This window comes from Arthrobacter endolithicus (assembly GCF_026627425.1).
Classification (GTDB): Bacteria; Actinomycetota; Actinomycetes; order Actinomycetales; family Micrococcaceae; genus Arthrobacter_M.
The window spans coordinates 63694-86308 of sequence record NZ_JAPNLH010000002.1 but is presented as its reverse complement, the minus strand read 5'-3'; the positions used below and the strand labels follow the sequence as shown (position 1 = coordinate 86308).

Here is a 22615-nt window from a genome sequence, read left to right as displayed (position 1 = left end):
GATCCAGTACCGTAAGATAAGGGCAAGAACGTGTTGGGAAAACACGTCAAATACATCAGGGAGAGATTCCGGGCCGGACGCGGCCGGCCGATATGACAGATTCAACAGCAAGCAACAGCCCTTCGCGGCAACCCGCCGGCGCCTCTTTCGTGGAGCTTCCGCAGCCCGGCAGTAGAACCGAAGTGGTTTCCTTCGACTCTCCGGAGCAAATGGTGCAGTCCTTGGGTGCCCAGGATGAGGCGCTGCGTTTCGTCGAAGCCGCTTACCCAACGCTTGACTTCCATGTCCGCGGCAACGAACTCTCGATCTCCGGCCCGGCGGCGGACGTACCGCGGATCATGCGCCTCTTTGAAGAGGTCCGGGGCCTGGTGGAGCGTCGCACGACGGTCACCCCTGCGGTGCTGGAACAGCTGGTGTCCATGCTGCACTCCCAGGCGGCGTCGCCCGTTGACGTCCTCACACACAATATTCTCTCCAGCAGGGGCAGGACCATCCGGCCTAAGACGCTGAATCAGAAAAATTACGTGGATGCCATTGACGCCAACACCGTTGTCTTTGGGATCGGCCCGGCCGGAACGGGAAAGACGTATCTCGCCATGGCGAAGGCCGTCCAGGCTCTGCAGCAAAAGGAAGTCACGCGGATTATCCTCACCCGGCCCGCTGTTGAGGCCGGCGAACGGCTGGGCTTTCTGCCGGGCACCCTGAGCGAGAAGATCGATCCGTATCTGCGTCCCTTATACGACGCCCTGCACGAGATGATGGATCCGGAGTCAATTCCGCGGCTGATGGCCGCCGGCACGATCGAAGTGGCTCCACTGGCCTATATGCGCGGCAGGACGCTCAATGACGCGTTTATTATCCTCGACGAGGCCCAGAACACGACGCCGGAACAGATGAAGATGTTCCTGACCCGGCTCGGCTTCGGTTCAAAGATGGTGGTGACCGGGGATGTGACCCAGGTTGATCTGCCGGCCGGGGCAAGGTCCGGGCTGCGGATAGTCGAAAAAATACTCACCGGCATCGACGATGTCCATTTTTCCTTTCTCGAGGCCGCCGATGTAGTGCGGCACAAGCTTGTCGGCGACATTGTCAGGGCCTACGGCCGCTGGGACGAAGAGCAAATTCTTAGCGGATACAGCGGCCACGCCGCAAACGGACGGCCATGAGCATCGAAGTCAACAATGAATCGGGTATCTCCGTGCAGGAAACGGAACTGGTCCGGCTGGCACGGTTCATTCTCGAACGGCTCTACGTCCATCCGCAGGCCGAGCTCTCGATCATTCTGGCCGACGCCGAGGCGATGGAGAAGCTGCACATCGAGTGGATGGATGAGCCAGGACCCACCGATGTGCTGTCCTTCCCGATGGACGAGCTGCGCCCCGGAACTCCCGAGCGGCCGTCTCCGGCCGGTCTGCTCGGGGACATCGTGCTCTGCCCGCAAATTGCGGCCGAGCAGGCGCAAACGGCCGGGCATCCGATGGCCGAAGAGCTGCTGCTGCTCACCACGCACGGCCTCTTGCACCTGCTAGGTTACGACCACGGCGAGCCCGAGGAGAAGGAAGAGATGTTCGCCCTCCAGCGCGAACTGCTCTCCGTCTTCCTGGGCAAGGAAGCACCCAGGGAGACCATGCAGTGATCACCCTGGCGTTGACCGCTATGGGACTTATCTTCCTTGCCTTTGCGGCCGTGCTGACCGCGGCGGATGCGGCATTCAACTTCTTCCCCCGGCATGATGCGGAAACCGTTGCGGCGCACAGCCGGGGCGTTTCGCTGCAGAAAATCCTGGCAGCTCCGGTGGCCCATATGAATGCACTGCGGTTCTGGCGGGTCTTTTTTGAAATGGCCGTCGCCGTCTGTGTCGCGGTGCTCTTTTTGAACTTGGTGGACAACCTCTGGCTCGCCGGGCTGGTGGCCACCGCCGTCATGACCGTGATTGCCTTCGTTTTGGTCGGCGTATCCCCGCGCCAGCTGGGCCGGTTGCACTCGGCTGCGGTCGTCGGCAGGACCGCTGCGCTGGTGCGTTTTCTGTGCTGGCTGTTGGGTCCGGTACCCGGCTGGCTGGTTCGGCTTGGAAACATCGTGGCTCCGGGTGCTCCGGTCGGGGACAATGCGTTTGTCAGCGAAGAGGAGTTCCGCGAGTTCGTTGACCGGGCGAGCGATTCGGAGATGATCGAGGACAACGAAGCCGAAATGATCCAGAGCGTTTTTGATCTCGGCGACACCGTCGTGCGCTCGGTCATGGTGCCACGGACGGACATAGTCAGCATCGACAAGGGCTCCTCGCTGGCGGAGGCCATGACGCTGTTCCTGGACTCGGGCTACTCCAGAATTCCGGTCATCGGCGACAATACGGATCAGATCCTGGGAATTTTGTACCTAAAGGACGTCGTTGCCACCGAACACCGGCTGGCCGCCACCGCAACCGCCCCGCCGGTGGAAATCATAGCCCGCGCCGTGCGCTACGTGCCGGATTCCAAACTCGTGACCGACCTCCTGAAGGAACTTCAGGGTGAATCGACCCACGTCGCTATCGTGATCGACGAGTATGGCGGCACCGCCGGGCTGGTGACACTTGAGGATCTTATCGAGGAGATTGTGGGGGAGATCGTCGATGAGTACGACTCCGAGGCCCCGGAGGTCCAGGACCTGGGCCAAGGCCGTTATCTGGTCAGCGCGCGGCTGGGTGTTGACGACCTGGGTGAGCTTTTCGGGCTGAGCCTGGACGACGACGAAGTGGACACCGTGGGCGGGCTCCTCGCCAAACAGTTGGGCCGCGTACCCATCGTTGGCAGTGAAGCGCAGGTGTCCGGAATCCACCTGCACGCCCAGCGGCTGGAAGGCCGGCGTAACCGGGTCAGTCATATCATTGCCACCGCGCCGGTAGCGGCGGACACTGAACCTACGACCGACGCCGAATTCAACGCACTCATGCACGACGACGATAGTAACCGCGCCGGTAACAGCGCCGACAACAGCGCGACAGGGAGCAAGGCATGACGAAGTCTAAGAAAAAGAGCCAGCAGGGTAGCGATGACCAGTACGGCGGTTTCCGTGCCGGCTTCGCTGTCCTGGCAGGGCGCCCGAACGCGGGAAAGTCCACCCTGACCAACGCCCTGGTAGGGCAGAAGGTGGCCATCACATCCGCCAAACCGCAGACAACCCGGCATACCATTCGTGGCATCGTGCACCGGGAGGACTTCCAGTTGATCCTGGTGGACACCCCTGGGCTGCACCGTCCTCGGACCCTGCTGGGCCAGCGGCTGAACGATCTGGTGGCCGCGACCCTCTCCGAGGTGGACGCGATAGGTTTCTGCCTTCCGGCCAACGAAAAGATCGGTCCCGGAGACCGATTCATTGCCAAGCAGCTGGCCAATGTCGGGAATAAGCCAATAGTCGCCCTTGTCACCAAAACGGACCTGGTGGACCGGCAGGCGCTGACCGAACAACTGCTGGCCGTGGCGCAGTTGGGCCGGGAGGTGCTCGGCGCTGACGGCTGGGCGGACATCATTCCGGTATCCGCTGCGGACGGCTTCCAGGTGGAGACCGTCTCCACCGTGCTGGCCGGGTTCATGCCGCCGTCGCCGCCGCTGTACCCCGATGGTGAGCTCACCGACGAGCCGGTGGCCGTCATGGTGGCCGAACTTGTCCGCGAGGCAGCGCTGGAAGGCGTCCGCGACGAACTTCCGCACTCCCTGGCTGTCGTCGTGGAGGAAATTATTCCGCGCGAAGGCAGGGCAGAGGACAACCAGTTCCTGGATGTGCGCGTGAACCTCTATGTGGAGCGTCCCTCACAGAAGGCAATCATCATCGGTCGGGCGGGATCGCGGCTTCAGGAGGTCGGCAGCGCGGCACGCAAAGGCATCGAAGCGCTGCTCGGAACGCGCATCTATCTGGACCTGCATGTCAAGGTGGCCAAGGACTGGCAGCGCGATCCAAAACAGCTCGTCAAGCTCGGCTTCTAGCGCACTCGGGCAGGGTACAGGCCGGGCAAAGGTTACGCCCAGCTCGGTGCCCCTACACTTAGCTGAGGTATTTATCGTCTACGGAAGGTTTTTCAATGGCGCGACGTCGTACCCGTCCGGGTGCTGATGCCGGGCATCAGGGTAGTTCCCGTGCCGAAGCAGCGCCGGCCAGCACCGGCCGGCACTTCCGTGCGCGGCGGCGTACCGCGCTCTGGCTGAAAATCACTGCCGCAGCGGTTGCCTTCGTGGTGGTCGGAGCCGTAGCCGTCGGCGGCTTCATGGTGATGCGATTGCAGAGCAACGTCCAGGTGGGCGAGCTGAACCTGGCCGATGGTGCCAGCACCAAGGCCGGAGTGGATAACAGCAAAGACGATCTGCAGATCCTCATCCTGGGTAGCGACACACGCGACGGCGCCAACGGCGCCTACGGGACCTCGGCCGACGCCTCGGGTGAAGGCCACTCGGATGTGATGATGTTGATGAACATCTCCAAGGACAACAAACAAGTCAGTGTTGTCAGTTTTCCCCGTGACCTGATGGTGCCCCTTCCTGCGTGCAAGGACCCCAAGAGCGGTCAGACGTATCCGGCGCAGGCGCTGGGACAGCTGAACACCGCGCTGAACAACGGCGGCCCCGGCTGTACTGTGGCGGCGATTAACCAGCTCACCGGCCTGAACATTGACCACTTCATGCTGGCCGACTTCACCGCGGTCAAGGATTTGTCCAACGTGATCGGCGGCGTCGAAGTCTGCGTCGACCACTCGGTGAACGACGTGAACGGTTCCGGGCTGGTGCTCCCGGCAGGGAAGAGCCTGGTGCAGGGCGAACAAGCACTCGCCTTCCTTCGGACCAGACATTCCTTCGGTGATGCGAGCGACATCGCGCGGATTCAGGCCCAGCAGTATTTCCTTGGCTCCATGATCCGCAAGGTTAAGAGCGATAAAACCCTTTCCGATCTGCCCAAGGTTTACAACATTGCGGACGCGATTACCAAAAACCTGACGATTGACAGCGGCCTGGCCAACATACCCGCCATGGTGGCAATCGCCAATCGGCTAAAGAACGTCGATCTGGCGAAAGTTGCGTTCATTACGGCCCCCTGGGTGCCTTTCCCAGCGGACCCGAATCGCAATGTCCTCTCCCAGCCGGCGGCCAATGATCTCTTCACCGCGCTGCACAACGGCACGGACCTGACCGGCGGTTCAACCGCTGGCGCCTCGACCAGTCCGCCGGCACCGCCCGCACCGGCACCGCCTTCAGCGGCGGCGCAGGCACCAACTGTAGCTGCGCCGTCGGCGGCTGCCTATGACAGAAGCATCCAGCCGATCACTGTTGTCAACGCGACCGGAATCCCCGACCGCACCACGGAGTTGGCCGCCGCACTGCAGGGAGCCGGATACACGGATCTTCTGCAGACCCCGGCAAGCACGACTGCCACGACGACCATCGGCTACGGGGAGGGGTTCCAGGATGTCGCCACTGACGTCGCGGCACTCTTCGGGATCCCCGCCAGCGCCCTGGTGGCATCAACGGGCATCAACGGCGTCCGGCTGAACATCGGCACGGACTTCGCCTCTGGAACCACCTTCGGCAAGACCGTGCTGCCGCCTAATATTGTGGCCAGCACCGCGGACCAGTCAGGAAAGTGCCTAACGGTCAATCCGGACATGTACCCGCCGAACTAGCAGACATTTCCGCGACGGCCGCGCCCGCCAACGACAAGGACCCCTGCTGAAGCGGGGGGGGGGCCTTGTCTGCAACGGGTGCGGCGGGGTTGGTGCCACGCGCATGGTTGCTGGATCGGCAGGGCTACCAGATACGCACCCGATCCGCGGGATCCAGCCACAGTCCGTCAGAAGCGCCGACACCGAACGCGTCGTGGAAGGCATCGAGATTACGCACGACGGCGTTGCAGCGGAGTTCCGCGGGGGAGTGTGGATCCACGGTGAGCCTGCGCAAAGCCTCTTCAGCCCTGATTTTGCTGCGCCAGCATTCGGCCCAGGAGAAGAAGAACCGCTGGGCCCCCGTCAAACCGTCGATGATCGGTGGCTCCTGGCCATCGCGGCTGAGCAGATAGGCCTGGTATCCGATGGTCAGACCGCCCAAATCACCGATGTTCTCGCCCAGGGTCAATTCGCCGTTGACAAAGTGTCCCGGCGCCGCTTCCGGACTCAGGACGTTGTACTGTTCCACCAACTTGGCAGTGAGCTGGTCAAACGCCGTTCGATCGGCCTCAGTCCACCAATTGCGTAACGCGCCCGTGCCGTCGAATTGAGAGCCCTTGTCATCGAAACCATGACCAATCTCGTGGCCGATCACGGCGCCGATCCCACCGTAGTTAGCGGCGTCGTCGGCGTCTGCGTCGAAGAACGGCGGCTGCAAAATAGCCGCGGGGAACACCACCTCGTTCATCGTCGGGTTGTAATAGGCATTGACCGTCTGCGGGGTCATCAGCCATTCGCCGCGGTCGATCGGTGCGCCGATTTTCGCCAGTTGGCGTTCGAGCTCAAATTGGTGGCTTCGCTCGAGATTCCCGGTCAGATCCCCGGCGTCAATGACAAGGGAGGAATAATCGCGCCATTTGTCCGGGTAGCCGATCTTGGGGGTGAAAGCCGTCAGTTTTTGCAGCGCGCGCTCAATGGTGTCCGCGCTCATCCAGGTCAACGCCGAGATGCTTTGCCGGTAGGCCTCGATCAGGTTGGCGACCAGAAGCTCCATCCGGACCTTGTGGCTTTGGGGGAAGTGCCGCCCCACATAGATCTGGCCGACGGCCTCGCCGAGGGATCCCTGCACTAAGGCGACACCGCGCTTCCAGCGCTCCTTGATCTCCTCCGTGCCACTGAGCGTGGTGCCGTAAAACGCGAAGTCCGCGTCGACAAAGTCGCTGGAAAGGTAGGACGCCGCGCCGGAAATTATCCGCAGGGCCAGCCATTCCTGCCAGTCGCCCAGGGGCTTGTGTGTGAGCAGCTGCGCGGCCCCAGTGAAGAATTCGGGCGTGGCCACTACCAGCTCGACGGACTTGCCTGCGGGCAGCGCCATGCCCTCGAACCACTGGGCCAGCAAGGGAAATAAAGCGAGTGCCTCTTCGCGGGTTTTCAGGTTGTAGGTCTTTTGCGGGTCCCGCATGGTTACGTTATCCCAATGCACGGCGGCGATGTCCGTCTCCAGCGACATGACTCTTCCGGCGGCGGCAGCTGCGTCCGGAATACCCGCCAGCGTGAACATGGTCGAGACGTAGGCAACGTAGGCGTTACGGATCGGTGCGAATTGGTCCTCTCGGTAGTACGACTCATCCGGCAGGCCGAGGCCGCCCTGATACAGATGCAACAGGCACCGCTGCGGGTCGCCGGCATCATTGTTCACGTAGCCGCCAAACAGTCCGTCGTTGCCGACGCGGTCCAGCATGCCCATCGTGCGGACCAAGGATTCGATGTCGTCGCTGGCGAAGATTGCGGCCAGCCGCTGTGCCAGGGGAGCGGCTCCGGCGGACTCAATGCCGGCCTCGTCCATGAAGCTGGTGTAAAGATCACCGATCTTGGCTTCCACGGACGCTTCCGCGGCCTCCGAGGCTCCCGCTGGTGCAGCCGCGGTGTCGCGGTTATGCCCTGCGCGCCCCGCCGCTTGTTCGATTATGATCCGTACGGCCGCTTCCGCCTCGTCACGGAGGGTCACGAAGGACCCGGTCAGGGCACGATCCGCTGGGATGATCTCGCGGTCAAGCCAATGACCGTTGACCCGGCGGTAGAGGTCATCCTGCGGACGCACCGATGGATCCCCGTTGTCGGACCTGATACCGCTGCGGCTGCTTGTGCGGCTGTCTGCGGCGTGCGCTGCTGGTTGTTGTGCTCCGGGCTGTGCTGCTGGTTGTGCACCCACGGCAGTCGTTTCGGCCTGCTGCGTAAAGGGAGTTGTCATCCGTTGTCTGCCTTCCGTAATGGATTTCCGCACCCATTGGTAACGACAGACATCGTCGTCCAAAAAGGAAAAAATATTGTCCTCACGGAGGCGGAAGAGCTGGTTCACCATCATCCCACGCCGCGTGTTAGGGTGAAAATGTGCGCACTGGAATGCTCCTTCTTAGTTGCCGCGGCGAGGCCAAATACCCGTTGACCTAGACGTCCTGCAGACCAGCCTGGAAAAGGCTGGGCAGGCTTGGTGGGCAGCTGGCAGGCCAATCCCTCGCTGCGGAGTTTGTGGTGCCCGGCCAATCTGTCATCGAAGAGCGAATAGAAAAGGCCAGACCAATGCGAAACGCCCAAAAACCATCCGGGATGCCCGTCCACCGCTACATCCCGTTCGATCAGCAAATCACCGTGGAACTGCCGGACCGTACGTGGCCGGACAAGACCATCACCAAAGCCCCGCGCTGGTGCGCCGTGGACCTGCGCGACGGCAACCAGGCGCTGATTGACCCGATGAGTCCGGGGCGGAAGCTGAAGATGTTCCAGCTGCTGGTGAGCATGGGCTACAAGGAGATCGAAGTTGGTTTCCCGTCCGCGTCGCAGACGGACTTCGATTTTGTCCGGCAGCTCATCGAGGGCGGCCATATCCCGGACGACGTCACCATTCAAGTGCTGACGCAGGCCCGCGAGCACCTGATCGAGCGGACGTATGAGGCGCTCCTCGGGGCCAAAACGGCCATAGTCCATCTGTACAATTCAACGTCGGTCCTGCAGCGCCGGGTTGTGTTCAACCAGGATCAGGACGGCATTCTGGACATCGCGCTGCAGGGCGCAAGGCTGTGCAAAAAATACGAAGAGTCCCTCGCGGATACGCAGATCACCTACGAATATTCCCCAGAGTCCTTTACCGGCACAGAGCCCGAGTACGCCGTCCGGGTCTGCAACGCCATCGCGGATATTTTTGAGGCCTCCGCGGACCGTCAGGTGATCATCAACCTGCCGGCAACCGTTGAGATGGCCACCCCCAATATCTATGCCGATTCCATCGAATGGATGAGCCGTAACCTGCACCCGCGTGAAGGCATCATTCTCTCCCTGCATCCGCACAATGACCGTGGGACGGGTGTTGCGGCGGCGGAATTGGGCTATCTGGCCGGGGCCGACCGGATCGAGGGCTGCCTGTTCGGTAATGGCGAGCGGACGGGCAACGTTGATCTGGTGACGCTGGGGCTTAATCTGTTCAGCCAGGGCGTGGACCCGATGATCGACTTCTCCAACATCGATCAGATACGCCGCACCGTGGAGTACTGCAATCAGCTGCCCGTGGGGGAGCGTGTGCCGTACGGCGGGGACCTCGTTTTCACGGCCTTTTCGGGCTCGCATCAGGATGCCATCAAGAAGGGTTTCGAAGCCCTCGAGCGCGACGCCGAGCAGGCGGGCAAAAACGTCCAGGACGTCACGTGGGCTGTCCCCTACCTCCCCGTGGACCCGAAGGATTTGGGTCGCAGCTACGAAGCGGTCATCCGGGTAAATTCGCAGTCCGGCAAGGGCGGGGTTGCCTACCTGCTCAAAAATGAACACAGCCTGGACCTGCCGCGGCGGGCGCAGATGGAGTTTTCCGGCGTCATTCAGCGCCGGACGGACACCGTTGGCGGGGAGGTCAGCGCCGCGCAGCTGTGGGAGACCTTTGTGGACGAGTACCTGCCAACCGACGACGGCGGCAGCACCAGCCAGTGGGGCCGCTACGGACTGGGGTCGGTCACCACGCAGACCGACGACGACGCGCAGATCACGCTCACGGCCAACATGACGATCGACGGCGTCGCACAGCGCCGCAGCGGGACCGGGAACGGCCCGATTGCCGCGTTGTTGTCCATCCTGCATGACGACGGGGTGGATGTGCGGGTCCTGGATTACTCCGAACACGCGCTCAGCGAAGGCGGGAACGCCCGGGCCGCAGCTTACGTGGAGTGTGCCGTGGGGGAGCGGGTCCTATGGGGGGTCGGCATTGACTCCAACACCTCCATGTCCTCGCTCAAGGCCGTGATTTCAGCGGTCAACCGGGCCATCCGGGACGTGCACGCCTGATTAGGGCCGACGTGTAGTCTGCGGACGGCGACGACGGCAGGGACAGTGGGCCGCGGCTGTTCCGGCTGGTTGCCAATCCAGCAGACCGGCCCCGCCTGCGCGCCCTCACGCGCCTCCGGTGCGACAATGGACGGGTGTCCAGAAACTCTTTCGCCGCGCGCACCTACCGTGACGACGCCGTCGTACTCCGGACGCACAAACTTGGGGAAGCGGACCGCATCATTACGCTGCTGACCCGTAACCACGGCCAGATTCGGGCAGTCGCCAAGGGTGTCCGGCGGACGAGCAGCAAATTCGGCGCCCGGCTGGAGCCATTCATGGTCGCAGATTTGCAGCTGGTTTCGGGCCGCAGTCTGGACATTGTGACCCAGGCCGTTTCCAAGGGAGCTTATGGTGGAAAAATCGCCGCCGATTATGACCGTTACACGGTGGCGGCGGTGATGACGGAGACCGCGGAGCGCATCACGGATGTGGACGGAGAGGCCGCGACGGCCCAGTATCTACTGCTGGTCGGCGCGCTGGCGTCGCTGAGTCGGGGCGATCACGCTCCCGGGCTGATTCTCGATTCCTATCTTTTGCGCGCGCTGGCAACCGGCGGCTGGGCCCCGAGTTTCACCGATTGCGCTCGCTGCGGTGCTGCCGGCCCGCACAGCGCCTTTTCCGCTGCCCTGGGCGGTGCTGTCTGTCATCAGTGCCGGCCGCCAGGCTCACCGTCGCCCGCGGCGGAGACGATGAATTTATTGGCCGCCTTGCTGTCCGGCCAGTGGGCTGCCGCGGATGTTTCTGCGCCGCAGCACCGTCGGGAAGCTGCCGGACTTGTGGCTGTGTATTTGCAATGGCATCTGGAGCGTACGGTACGCTCCCTGAAACATCTGGAGCGTGCTTAGTCTTGGCCCAGTCCTTCCCCCGCGGCCTGCCCGGCCGGCGAAGCACGTCCACTACGCGCAGCGCGGTCAAGCCTGCGGTCACCGCGCCCTGGCCGCATCCCACGGGCGCGCGGATGCCCGAGATACCCGCCGAACTGGTTCCGGTGCATGTCGCAATCGTCATGGACGGCAACGGACGCTGGGCCAACCAGCGGGGCCTGCCGCGGATCGAAGGGCATAAGGCAGGGGAACCGGCCCTGCTGGATGTCATGGCCGGAGCGATCGAGATGGGCATAAAGTACGTCAGTGTCTATGCCTTCTCCACGGAAAACTGGAAGCGTTCCCCGGAGGAAGTCCGGTTCCTGATGGGATTCAATAAGGACGTGCTACGCCGCCAGCGGGACCAGTTGGATGCGTGGGGCGTCCGGGTCCGCTGGGCCGGCCGTAAACCGAGACTGTGGGGCTCGGTCATCCGCGAACTTGAACTGGCCGAGGAACAGACACGCGACAACGACACCGTGACGCTGACCATGTGCGTTAACTATGGCGGACGCGCCGAGATCGTGGACGCGGTGACCGCCATCGCCGAGCAGGTCGCGGCCGGGAAGCTCAGCCCCCGGTCAGTTAGTGAAAAGACGATTCAGCGCTTCATGTATACCCCCGATGTTCCCGACGTCGACTTGTTCCTGCGTTCCAGCGGCGAGCAGCGGCTCTCCAACTTCCTGCTGTGGCAGTCCGCCTATGCCGAGTTCGTCTTCATGGACAAGCTCTGGCCAGATGTGGACAGGCGCACCCTCTGGGAAGCCGTCGATGAATATGCCCGCCGGGACCGCCGTTATGGTGCGGCGGTGGACGCGGCGCAGGGGTAACAAAGGCGGCGCCCGGTTCGGCCGGCCGCCGCCGTCCGGCAAGCAGCCAGCCGCGCACCCGGCGCATGCCGGCTTGTGCAGCCGAATCACAGCTCAGTGGATTCCGGCTGCTGCGGCACGTCCGGCGCTGCGTCCGGAAAACAGGCAGCCACCCAGGAAGGTCCCTTCCAGGGCCCGGGAACCGTGCACCCCGCCGCCCCCGAAACCGGCGGCTTCGCCCGCGGCAAAGAGCCCGGCGATGGGGGTCCCATCGGCAGCAAGGACGCGGGACTGCAGATCTGTCTGGATCCCGCCGAGGCTTTTGCGTGTCAGGACGGAAAGCCGGACGGCAATCAGCGGGCCGTGTTCAGGGGCCAGCATCTCGTGCGGCGGGACAACACGCATAAGCTTGTCCGTCGCGAACCGGCGGGCCTCGCGAATCGCGTTGAGCTGCGACTCCTTGCCGAGCCCGCTGCGGACCTGCAGGTCCCGGGCAGCGATCAGGTCATGCAGGGCTTCGCCATTGATCAAGTCCGCACCCGTCAGCGCGTTCATTTTGGCAGCCAATTGCGCAGCCGTTGCGGCCTGGAGGAAGTCGATCCCGTGGTCCAGGAATCTTTGCACCGGCCCGTTGGAGCCCGGCAGTGCCCGTTTGGCGAGCAATTTCAGGTCCTTGCCGGTGAGGTCAGGGTTTTGCTCCGAACCGGAGAGCGCAAATTCCTTGTTGATGATCGTCTGGTTGAGAACAAACCACGAGTGCGTGTATCCCGTGGCCACGATGTGGCGCAGCGCCCCTAGCGAATCGAAGCCTGGGAACAGCGGCACGGGCAAGCGCTTGCCGGTGGCATCAAGCCACAGCGGAGACGGGCCGGACAAAATGCGGATGCCATGATTGGGCCATACCGGTTCAAAATTGTGGATTCCCTCCGGATAATGCCACATCCGGTCCGTGTTGATCAGCGATCCGCCCGCCTTCGCCACCGCAAATTGAAACTCTCCATTTACCGACGCCGGCACGCCCGCGAGCAGATAGCCCGGCGCGTTGCCACCGGGCCACTGCCGGCGGACCAGCCCGTGATTGCCGCCGATTCCACCTGTGGTCACGATCACGGCCCGGGCGGAGAGGGCAAAGGTGCCGACGACGGTCCGAGAGCTTGGTGCGCCCCGCATGGCGTCTGAGGGCTCCAGCACTTCGCCGCGGACCCCGACCACTCCATTCGTCGTGGCTTCCGGGGTCCCGGGCGCACCGGCCGTACCGGCAGCACCGGCCGCACCGGGCGCACCGGTCCCCTGGTCCGCCATCAGCAGCTCCGTCGCCCGGTACCTGAACGCGTACCTGACCAGGCCGACGTCGACCCCCTCGGCGAGTTTGGCGAGGAATGGCTGCAGAATACCGGGCCCCGTTCCCCAGACAACGTGGAACCTCGGGACGGTATTACCGTGCCCCTGAGCGTCGTAGCCGCCGCGTTCGGCCCATTGAACCAGCGGAAAGAATCGCACACCCAGCGAATGCAACCAATCGCGCTTTTCCCCGGCAGCGAACGCAACGTAGGCCTTTGCCCATTCCCGCGGCCAATGGTCTTCGGCTCGATCGAAGGCCGCCGAGCCCATCCAGTCGCTCAGCGCCAGCTCTTCAGTGTCCTTCACCCCCAGGTGCCGCTGCTCCGGAGAGTCCACCAGGAAGATACCGCCGAAGGACCAATGCGCCTGGCCGCCCAAGGAAGCCTCGGGCTCCTGATCCAATATTAGGACCGACCGTCCGGCGTTGTACGCTTCGGCGGCGGCGACCAGCCCGGACAGTCCTGCGCCGATTACCACCACCTCTGCTTCGAAACCGTCCGGGTCTTCGCTGCTGCTCATCTGGCCATGCTAGCGTCCGCCGTTACCTCACCCGGGAATCGGCCGTGCGAACCGGTAAAAGGGCGCAAGGAAACCGCTGAACGCACGGCGCCGGTTTGGCACGGGCGCCGTTAGACGGGAAACTGGTAATCATGCGCCTGTATCCAACCTTCTTCCGCGTCTGCTTCTCATGGATGGACGCCGAGCGCGCCCACCGAATCGGGTTTACCCTCATCAAAGCCGCACATTCTGCGGGGGCAGGGACGCTGTTGCGCCGACTGACCGGGCCCCCGGCGGCACTGCGCACAACGGCAATGGGCCTGAGCTTTTCGTCACCCTTTGGACTGGCGGCCGGATTCGACAAAGAGGGGCTCGGCATCGACGCGCTGGCGGACCTGGGCTTTGGCCACATCGAAGTAGGTACCATAACCGGCGCCGCGCAGCCCGGGAATCCACAGCCTCGGCTGTTTCGTCTGGTCGAGGACCGCGCTGTAATTAACAGGATGGGCTTCAATAATGCCGGTGCCGCCGCCGTCGCCCCGCGGCTGGCCGCCGCCAGAGCCCGGCTGGTCCAGCGGTATGGCGCTCTCCGGCCGCTGATCGGCGTTAATATCGGCAAAACGAAGAACGTCGAACTCCCCGATGCGCTGGCCGACTACCTGATCAGCGCACGTGCGTTGGCGCCGTCGGCCGACTATTTGGTCGTTAACGTCAGCTCGCCAAACACTCCCGGCCTGCGTCTGCTGCAAAACGTGGATTCCCTGCGCCCGCTGCTGTCAGGCGTCCGGGCGGCCGCCGATGAATCCGCCGGCCGTCACGTGCCACTGCTGGTCAAGATCGCCCCGGACCTCTCGGATGAGGACGTCGACGACGTAGCTCAGCTGGCGCTGGATCTGGCGCTGGACGGCATAATCTGCACCAATACAACGATCGGACGCACCGACCTCAAGGCATCCGCGGAGCAAGTTGCTGCCTGCGGTGCCGGGGGTCTGTCCGGGGCTCCGCTGAAGCAGCGCTCCCTGGAAGTACTCAGGCGGCTGAAATCCACGGTGGGGGAGCGACTTGCCTTGATTTCCGTCGGCGGGGTGGAGACCGGGGCCGATGTTCAGGAGCGGTTGGAGGCCGGAGCCGCGCTGGTGCAGGGCTATACGGCGTTTCTCTATGAAGGCCCGTTCTGGGCGGCCAGAATCAATCGGGAACTGGCCGCCCGGAATAGGTAACGTCTAGGCCACGCGGGTTTCGGGGCTCTGCGTCTTGGCGGGATCCCGCTCCACGCTGCCGCCGAGGGCCGAATCGATGTCCGCCATAAGTTCCGCAGGGATTTTCACCCCGGAGGCCTTGACATTCTCGGCCACCTGCTCCGGCCGGGACGCTCCTACCAACGCGGTGGCCACGTTCGGGTTCTGCAGCACCCAGGCAACGGCGAGCTGCGACATCTTCAGGCCCAGCTGATCGGCAATTGGCCGCAGCTTCTGCACACCCGTCAGAACGTCGTCGTCCATGAACCGGCTGATCGTGTCCTTGCCCCCTTTTTCATCCGTCGCCCGGGAACCCTCCGGAGCCGGCTTGCCGGGCAGATACTTGCCGGACAAGACGCCTTGCGCCATGGGAGACCAAACGACCTGAGACATACCCAATTCCTTGGATGCCGGAATTACCTCTGCCTCAATGACCCGCCAGAGAGCAGAGTACTGCGGTTGGTTAGAGACAAGGGAAAACCCGGCATCCTTCGCGAGCGCCTGGCCGTCCCGCAACTGCTGGGCCGACCACTCGGAAACGCCAATATACAGCGCTTTTCCCTGCCGCACCACGTCGGCGAAGGCTTGGATAGTCTCCTCCAGCGGCGTTTCGTGGTCATAGCGGTGGGCTTGGTACAGGTCTACGTAGTCCATCCCCAGCCGGCGCAGAGATCCGTTGATCCCCTCCATAATGTGCTTGCGGGAAAGTCCGGTGTCGTTAGGCCCCTTTGGTCCTATCGGCCAGTAGACCTTGGTGAATACTTCCAAAGACTCCCGGCGCTGGCCCGCCAGAGCTGCGCCGAGGACTTCCTCCGCGGCGCCGTTCGCGTAGGCGTCGGCCGTGTCAAAGGTTGTAATACCGGCGTCCAGCGCTGCCCGGACACAGGAGGCAGCGACGTCATTCTCAACTTGGGAGCCATGTGTGAGCCAGTTGCCGTAGGTGATCTCAGTAATTTTCAGGCCTGAGCGGCCAAGGTATCGGTAATCCATCCCGCCAGCCTAGCCCCGTTCGCCCGGAGTTACCGGGGCGTAGCCCGACGATCTAGCCTGGGGCGCAGCGTGCGATGCCCCAGCCCGCTACTTTACAGCTGCGCCACGCTTGATCATCGGCTTTGGCAGCCGTAGCTTGCGGAACTGCATGGAACGCATGGTGCCGTACCAGACCACGCCGGAATCAAGGGAGCCGAACTTTTCCCGCACCCGGCGTTTGAGCTTGCGGGAGAGAATCAGGCAGTCAATAACGACTGCCACCACCATCAGCCAGAAGATACCGAAAACGATGATTTGTGTATTCGCCGTCACCGGAACCACAAGTGACAAGATCACAATGGCCAGAGCTGCGAACATAACGTACTCGCCTAAACTGAACCTCGAATCCACGAAGTCACGGGCGAAGCGCTTCTGCGGACCCTTGTCCCGGACCGGGAGGAACCGCTCCTCCCCGGTATCCATGGCGCGTCGCATCCGCGCCTGCTCTTCACGCCGCGCGTCCCGCTGCGCTACTTTAGCCGCCCCGCGGTCGTTCGGAACCAGCGGGCGCTGTCGCGCAGCCTCCTGCTCCCTGCGGGTCGGGGTGGGAACACCCTTGGCTGCCCTCGGGTCAACCTGACGGGCTGCCGCCTGGGCAGCTAAATCGTCGGCGACAGACTGGGCAGAGGGGGCATCATTCTTACGTCCAAACACCACCCTAGGATACTCTGCTTCGGGACTGAGCGGTGACCGACCTGTTCAGCGCCCGCCGGGGCTAGCCGGATATGTGGACCCTTGTTTTGGCATTCGCGGCCTCCTTCCGTCAGATGCGGACAATGACACCCTCTCGGCCACACACGTTCCTGCCATGCCTCCGAAAGTTTTTCAAAAATTCTTTTCCACAGGGGCCGGTTTTGGGGTCTTTTTGTCCTAATGATGTCAGTGCCTGCTCGTAGCCTTGTAGTAGTTGGAGATCAGCAGGATTTTGCGGTTTTTACCGGTGCAGGTTGCCGGGTTTGGGTGCTGGAGATACGCGGCCAAGGTTTGTGGGTTCAGGGGTGGTGGGTGGGCGTGGAGATTGATCGGGAGAATCTGGCTCAGGTGCTGGCCGCGATCACGGCGAAGTATCCGCGCCGGGTCCAGCGCGCAGGCCTGGGCTCCGGCGCTGTTCCCGGGCCTGTTCCCGGGACCGGTCAGCCCGAGGGCAGCGGCTCAGTGAACCCGGCCGCTTCCGCTGCTCCTGCTGCTCGTGCTGCTCCTGCTGCTGCGGGTTCTGCTGTTCCTGCGTGTCCCGTTTGTTCTGTTGATGGTTTTCCTGTTGGTGGTACGTCGGCGGGGATGGTGGCCCGGTTGGAGCTGGTGAATGTGTTGTTGGCGGAGGTGTTGGGGACGGATCCGCAGGCGGTGTCGCCGGAGGCTTGGTTGTCGGTGATTGGTGTGTCTGAGGGGACCCGGCGTCGGTTGGATGCGGTGTATTTGCGCAGTGTCGCGGCAGCGGATCAGTGTGGGGCCGCGGCGTTGTCGGGGATCGGGACGAAGAACGTGCGCGAGTTCCTGGTTCATGGGGTGGGAATTGAACCGGGGCGGGCGAAAGCCGAGGTCGAAGCGGCCCGCGCGATTCACACCACTAACCCCGCCACCGGCACCGGCGGTGGAAGCGGCAGTGGCGGTGCAGGTGGTGGTACCGGTTTTTTGGTGCGTGAGGTGGAGTTGGGGGGCGGGCCGTTGGCGTTGCTGGGTACCCGGTTGGCGGCCGGGGATATCACGGCCGGGCATGTGAGGACGGGGGTGCGGGTGTTGGAGAAGGTCCCGGCCCGGATCATTACTGAGGAGACGTCGGAGCGGATGGGGGAGTATCTGGCCCGGCAGGCTCCGACGCTGCGTAGTGATGATTTCCGTCGGTTCGCTGAGCACGTGATCCGGCTTTGCCGGGCCGATACGGGGGATCATTATGATCCGGAGTCGGTGATGCGTCGTAAGTTCACGATGGGGGTGGATGTGACGGGGATGGTGCATGGTTCGTATCAGCTGGACCCGGTGGCGGGGGCGGAGTTGATGGCGATCCTGGATCCGTTGTCGGCTCCGCACCCGGATCAGCGGACCCCCGACGGGGACCTGGTCGCCGTTGATCAGCGGACCGCGGATCAGCGGCGTGCGGACGCGCTCACCGAAATGGCCCGTGCGGCAGGCGCTTACCTCAACCTCACCCACCCATACAGCCCCCATGATAGGGATCACAGCGACCAGGATCACAGGGACAAGGCTGGTGACAGCAGCAGCGATGGGGCTACTGGCAGCGGTGGGGCAGAGGAGGGCGGCAGCACCGGTCCTACGGAGGGCAGCAGCGCTGATGAGTGCGGTGACGACGGTTTTGCTGGCGGCAGTGGTTGCAGTGGTGGGTGGGTGCATCCGGAGGTGGATGCGCGGGCGGGGGCTGAAGCAGCCGCGGCCCAGGCCGAGGACCTGTTCTCCCTCACACCAACAGATGACAGCACAGACCCCGGTACCGGCAAGGGTGCGGGTAGGGGCACAGGAACCGGCACAAAAACTGGAGCCGGAGCCGGAATAGGCACCGATGCAGGTGCGGGCAAGGAAACCGGGACGGGGAGGAGGAGTACTCGTTGCGGTCCGAGTAAAGCCGGCAGGCTCCGCCCGGGGAGGCGGCCGGCCCGGATGACGATCACGACCACCTTTGACCAGCTCCGCAGCTTCCCGGACCGGGAAGCCGCGATCCTCCGCCAAACGCTGTGGAACCAACCACCACCACCTCTATTACCAGCAGTATCACCAGCGTCGCCAGCACCATCAACGCCACCAGGATCACCGGTACCACGGGGATCAGCGGCACCGTTGGCGTTGGCAGCCGGACCGGGGCTGCCAGCGGAGCTGCCGGCGCCGCGGACGCCGGCAGATCCACCCGTGCTACCGGACGGTGATGGGTGGCCGGGAGGGATCGGCCCGGACAGCCGCAGTGTCGGCTGGGATACCACCACCACTGAGGGCAGCACCAACGATTCCTCCAGCCCCGGGTCCGGGTCTTCATGGTGCTGGGAGCCAGACCCGGAGCCGGAGGTACTCCCAGAAAACGGTTTGGCCGGTGCCGGTTTGGTCGGTGCCGGTGGGTTGACGCCGTTGGATCCGATGCCGTCCTGGTGTGATGGTTTGGGCAGTATCAGTCCCGGTACCCTGGCCCGGCTGGTGTGTGACGCGGTGTTCGAGCGGGCCGTCCTGGGGAGCAACGGTGCTCTCCTGGATCTGGGGACCGCGGTCAGGCTCGCGACCCCCGCGCAGCGCCGGGCCGTGTCCGTCCGGGACGGTGGGTGCGTCCGGCCCGGCTGTAACCGGCCCGCGTCCTGGTGCGATATCCACCATGTCATCTGGTACTCCCGCGGCGGACCTACCGCCGTCTCCAACATGTGTGCTTTGTGCCCGGGATGTCATTCCCTGGTCCATGCCGGGATCCTGGAAGTGATCATGATCGACAAGATCCCCTACCTCCGGTACGGACCCAACGCCCGTCAACGCCCGGGCCTGCACTGCTACAACCGCACCACCGGCCTCAACACGGGCCTCAATACGAGGACCGGCACCACCCCAGACGGAGGGCCGGCGGCCGGGTACACCGAGAATCCCTGGATCCGCAACACCTACCACGACGACCTCAAAGACGCCCAAAACTTCGCCCGCACCATCATCACCGGCTCCTAGGCGTTAAGGCACGAGCTTCTGCGGGCTAGGCGTCGGCGGTTGTCTGTCGGAAACCACGCCAGTTGGTCACCCTGCCTCGCACGGGTAGGGTGGCGCTCATGAATGTAGACTCTCACGGCGCCCGCCAACTCCCGGACAATTCAGCGTCGTCCGCTTTCCCTCTGCCGGAACCAGCAAAGTTAGCGCAAGAACGATCCGGGGTGGACGTGGCAGCCCTTCGTAACAGTGTGAGCCGCACCTTCCGCGACACGGTAGGCAAATTGGTCGATTTGGTGGCCATTCCGGGCATTGCCTGGGACGCCTTTGATCCCGCAGAACTCGAACGCAGCGCTGAGGCCGTGGCCCAGTTGATTCGCTCCTCGGATCTGGAGGATGTACGGATATTGCGGGTCAACAAGGCCGACGGGACCCCGGGCGGTCCGGCCGTCGTTGCCCGGAGACCTGCACAACCGGGCAAGCCGACCATCCTGCTGTACGCCCATCACGATGTGCAGCCGCCGGGAGATGGCAGTCTCTGGGACACGGAACCGTTCACGGCCGTCGAGCGTGACGGGCGGCTGTTCGGTCGAGGCAGCGCGGATGATAAAGCGGGAATTTTGACTCACCTTGGCGCTCTGCAGGCCGTTACGGAAGTGCTGGGAGCTGACTTCGGACTTGGCGTAACCCTCTTTATCGAGGGGGAGGAGGAAGCCGGCTCGCCTACTTTCCGGACTTTCCTGCAGACGTACCAGGATCAGCTCGCCGCCGATGTAATCGTTGTGGCGGATTCCGGTAACTGGGCCGTCGGGACGCCATCGCTGACTACGAGTCTGCGCGGGCTGGTCGATGGGACCATCGAGGTGCGGGTGCTGGACCACGCCGTGCACTCTGGGATGTTTGGCGGCCCGGTTCTGGATGCACCCACGCTGCTGGCACGACTGATTGCTACCCTGCACGACGACGATGGCTCGGTCGCCATTAAGGGGCTCGTCGCCGTCGACGACACTGACGTCGACTACCCTGAGGACACCTTCCGGGCCGATGCTTCCGTGCTCGACGGCGTGCGTCTGGCCGGAACCGGTTCGCTCGCCTCCCGGCTCTGGACTAAGCCGGCCTTGTCGATTATTGGCATGGATGTCCCCTCCGTTGCGCTTAGTTCCAACACACTGCTGCCATCGGCACGGGCCAAGTTCAGCCTGCGACTGGCGCCCGGGCAGGATACGGAAGCGGCCATGCAGGCTGTGCGCGAGCATCTGGAGGTGCATGCCCCGTTTGGCGCAAGGGTGACGTTCACTCCGGGCGAGCAGGGACAGGCCTTTGCGGCGGACACCCGGGGCTCGGCCGCGCAGTCGGCGCTATGGGCGATGGGTGCGTCGTGGGGCGTAAGTCCGGTGCAGGCAGGCATAGGAGGCTCGATACCGTTCATTCCGGACCTGCAGGAATTGTTTCCCGATGCCCAGATTCTGATTACCGGCGTGGAGGACCCGGACTCCAGAGCGCATAGCGCCAACGAGTCACTGCACTTGGGTGACTTTGAGCATGGAATCCTGGCTGAGGCTTTGCTGCTCGCCACGCTGAACGCAGACGGAGTCTGAACAGGCGCCCCTGCGAAGGACACAATAGCGGGAACAGACCAGGCCAGAATTCGGTTCTAGCAGTTACGGGCGGTGTGGTGCCGGCCGTAGCATGTAATAGTCACCCACGTTAGGAAATGCCATGAGCACCATCATCCCTGAAGAGACCACGACCACCGAGGTCTCCGCCCCCGCCCAGGATCCAAAGAGCCACGGCGTCAATCTCACCGATGTCGCGGCCGGAAAAGTCCGCAGTCTGCTGGAGCAGGAAGGCCGCACGGACCTGCGCCTGCGTGTTGCCGTGCAGCCCGGTGGCTGCTCCGGACTGATCTACCAGCTCTACTTTGACGAAAGGCTGCTCGAAGGCGACGCTGTTCGCGACTTTGATGGGGTAGAAGTGGTGATCGACAAAATGAGTGTGCCGTATTTGGACGGCGCTGGCATCGACTTTGAGGACACCATCTCGAAGCAGGGCTTTACGATCGATAATCCGAACGCCGGCGGGTCATGTGCCTGTGGAGATTCCTTCCACTAACGACCTCCGGGCCCAACTTCTCCAGGCTGACGGACACCGACGGCGAAAACTACTAGGCTAAAGGGCGGCACTCGGTAGCGTTGACGAAACCACGCCACGTAAACCGGCTGATATGCACATTTTCCTGTGTGCGGGCGGTAAGCTCTACACCGAGTAGTAAAACTAAGATTAGCTCCCGCCGGACGCCGTCTGGAGCAACAGTAAGAAGAGGGAGGGCCGTCTGTGAGTTCGCAGGACCGTACCGGCAGCCGACGTGCAAAGTTCATTCCAATAACAGGATTGCTCATTGTTGGCGCGTTGGCTTTGTCTGGATGTACCCCGGAGTCAAAAAACGGCTGGTTGCCGTCGGAGCGTAATGTCACGAACCATACCGGGCAGGTCATCGATCTGTGGGTAAATTCGTGGATCACGGTCATGATTGTGGGTGTCATTACCTGGGGTCTGATGATCTGGTGCATCATTGCCTACCGCCGCCGGAAGAACGCAGTGGGTTTCCCGCGGCAGATTAGCTATAACCTGCCCTTGGAAATCTTTTACGTTGTCATTCCGCTGTTCATGGTGATGGTGTTTTTCTACTTCACCGACGCGAGCCAGAAATCCCTGGACGCCCGGGATCCAGCACCCGCCGTCACTATTGATGTCCGCGGCAAGCAGTGGTCTTGGGACTTCAACTACGTCTCCAAGCCCGACATCGCCGGTAACGTCATTGCCGACAGCGTCTATGAGGGCGGTACGCAGATCCACCTTGATGGCACTCCTGTTGATCAGAACACGTTGCCTACGCTTTACCTTCCGGTGAATAAATCGGTGGAACTGCAACTGAATTCCCGCGACGTGATCCATTCCTTTTGGGTACCGGCATTCTTGCGCAAGCTCGATATCATTCCGGGAAAGACGAACTACCTGACACTGACGCCAACGGCGATCGGTACCTATGACGGCAAATGCGCAGAGCTCTGCGGGGAGTACCACTCCGAAATGCTCTTCCGTGTGAAGGTCGTCTCCGAGCAGGACTTCCAGCAGCATCTGGCTTCCCTGAAGGCGGCCGGTTACACCGGGTCGCTGGATAGTAAGTACGACCGCAATCCGAATCTGAACGCAAAGTAA

Annotated in this window: 17 protein-coding genes; 13 read left to right on the top strand and 4 right to left on the bottom strand. The window is 63.1% G+C overall.

The features are described 5' to 3' along the window. Positions 1–92 precede the first annotated feature (92 nt). The 5 genes from OS914_RS02230 to OS914_RS02210 all read left to right on the top strand — a co-directional run bounded on the left by OS914_RS02230 (position 93) and on the right by OS914_RS02210 (position 5647). Positions 93–1166: a PhoH family protein gene (locus OS914_RS02230; protein ID WP_267544441.1), complete on the top strand. Its 1074-nt coding sequence runs from the start codon at positions 93–95 to the stop codon at positions 1164–1166. Then, positions 1163–1636, top strand: coding sequence for an rRNA maturation RNase YbeY (gene ybeY, locus OS914_RS02225; RefSeq protein ID WP_267544440.1), 474 nt, complete (start codon positions 1163–1165; stop codon positions 1634–1636). Before OS914_RS02230 ends, ybeY begins: the two co-directional genes overlap by 4 nt. Beyond that, on the top strand, positions 1633–2997 hold the full coding sequence (locus OS914_RS02220) for a hemolysin family protein (RefSeq protein ID WP_267544439.1): 1365 nt from the start codon (positions 1633–1635) through the stop codon (positions 2995–2997). The genes ybeY and OS914_RS02220 overlap by 4 nt, the downstream gene beginning before the upstream one ends. Then, positions 2994–3962: a GTPase Era gene (era, locus tag OS914_RS02215; protein ID WP_267544438.1), complete on the top strand. Its 969-nt coding sequence runs from the start codon at positions 2994–2996 to the stop codon at positions 3960–3962. The genes OS914_RS02220 and era overlap by 4 nt, the downstream gene beginning before the upstream one ends. A gap of 95 nt (positions 3963–4057) precedes the next feature. Next, positions 4058–5647, top strand: coding sequence for an LCP family protein (locus OS914_RS02210; RefSeq protein WP_267544437.1), 1590 nt, complete (start codon positions 4058–4060; stop codon positions 5645–5647). Between the two features lie 124 nt (positions 5648–5771). Here the strand turns inward: OS914_RS02210 and OS914_RS02205 are convergent, their stop codons facing one another. Further along, a complete protein-coding gene (locus OS914_RS02205) occupies positions 5772–7877 on the bottom strand; it encodes a M13 family metallopeptidase (protein ID WP_267544436.1) in 2106 nt (701 codons plus the stop codon). Between the two features lie 329 nt (positions 7878–8206). On the opposite strand from OS914_RS02205, the gene leuA reads away from it, so the two are divergent. The 3 genes from leuA (at position 8207) to OS914_RS02190 (ending at position 11687) form a co-directional block, all read left to right on the top strand. Continuing rightward, positions 8207–9952, top strand: coding sequence for a 2-isopropylmalate synthase (gene leuA / locus OS914_RS02200; RefSeq protein ID WP_267544435.1), 1746 nt, complete (start codon positions 8207–8209; stop codon positions 9950–9952). A 134-nt stretch (positions 9953–10086) separates the two neighbouring features. Beyond that, the gene (recO, locus tag OS914_RS02195) at positions 10087–10839 is read left to right on the top strand and encodes a DNA repair protein RecO (protein ID WP_267544434.1); all 753 of its coding nucleotides are present in this window, start codon (positions 10087–10089) and stop codon (positions 10837–10839) included. 113 nt (positions 10840–10952) lie between these two features. Beyond that, entirely contained in the window at positions 10953–11687 is a 735-nt protein-coding gene (locus OS914_RS02190; protein WP_324290610.1) for an isoprenyl transferase, read from the top strand. Between the two features lie 93 nt (positions 11688–11780). Here the strand turns inward: OS914_RS02190 and OS914_RS02185 are convergent, their stop codons facing one another. Beyond that, on the bottom strand, positions 11781–13526 hold the full coding sequence (locus OS914_RS02185) for an FAD-binding dehydrogenase (protein WP_267544433.1): 1746 nt from the start codon (positions 13524–13526) through the stop codon (positions 11781–11783). Positions 13527–13657: 131 nt separating this feature from the next. Between OS914_RS02185 and OS914_RS02180 the strand changes: the two genes are divergently transcribed. After that, complete coding sequence (locus OS914_RS02180; RefSeq protein WP_267544432.1) at positions 13658–14725, top strand: quinone-dependent dihydroorotate dehydrogenase; 1068 nt, start codon at positions 13658–13660, stop codon at positions 14723–14725. A gap of 3 nt (positions 14726–14728) precedes the next feature. Here the strand turns inward: OS914_RS02180 and OS914_RS02175 are convergent, their stop codons facing one another. Continuing rightward, positions 14729–15733 (bottom strand): aldo/keto reductase family protein, encoded by a 1005-nt coding sequence (locus OS914_RS02175; protein ID WP_267544431.1) that lies wholly within the window; start codon positions 15731–15733, stop codon positions 14729–14731. An 87-nt stretch (positions 15734–15820) separates the two neighbouring features. Beyond that, complete coding sequence (locus OS914_RS02170) at positions 15821–16426, bottom strand: DUF3043 domain-containing protein (RefSeq protein WP_267544430.1); 606 nt, start codon at positions 16424–16426, stop codon at positions 15821–15823. 351 nt (positions 16427–16777) lie between these two features. On the opposite strand from OS914_RS02170, the gene OS914_RS02165 reads away from it, so the two are divergent. The 4 genes from OS914_RS02165 (at position 16778) to ctaC (ending at position 22615) form a co-directional block, all read left to right on the top strand. Further along, positions 16778–19420: an HNH endonuclease signature motif containing protein gene (locus OS914_RS02165; protein ID WP_267544429.1), complete on the top strand. Its 2643-nt coding sequence runs from the start codon at positions 16778–16780 to the stop codon at positions 19418–19420. Positions 19421–19518: 98 nt separating this feature from the next. Beyond that, on the top strand, positions 19519–20994 hold the full coding sequence (locus OS914_RS02160; RefSeq protein ID WP_267544428.1) for a dipeptidase: 1476 nt from the start codon (positions 19519–19521) through the stop codon (positions 20992–20994). Between the two features lie 121 nt (positions 20995–21115). After that, on the top strand, positions 21116–21508 hold the full coding sequence (locus OS914_RS02155) for a HesB/IscA family protein (RefSeq protein ID WP_267544427.1): 393 nt from the start codon (positions 21116–21118) through the stop codon (positions 21506–21508). A gap of 222 nt (positions 21509–21730) precedes the next feature. Further along, the gene (ctaC, locus tag OS914_RS02150) at positions 21731–22615 is read left to right on the top strand and encodes an aa3-type cytochrome oxidase subunit II (protein WP_267544426.1); all 885 of its coding nucleotides are present in this window, start codon (positions 21731–21733) and stop codon (positions 22613–22615) included.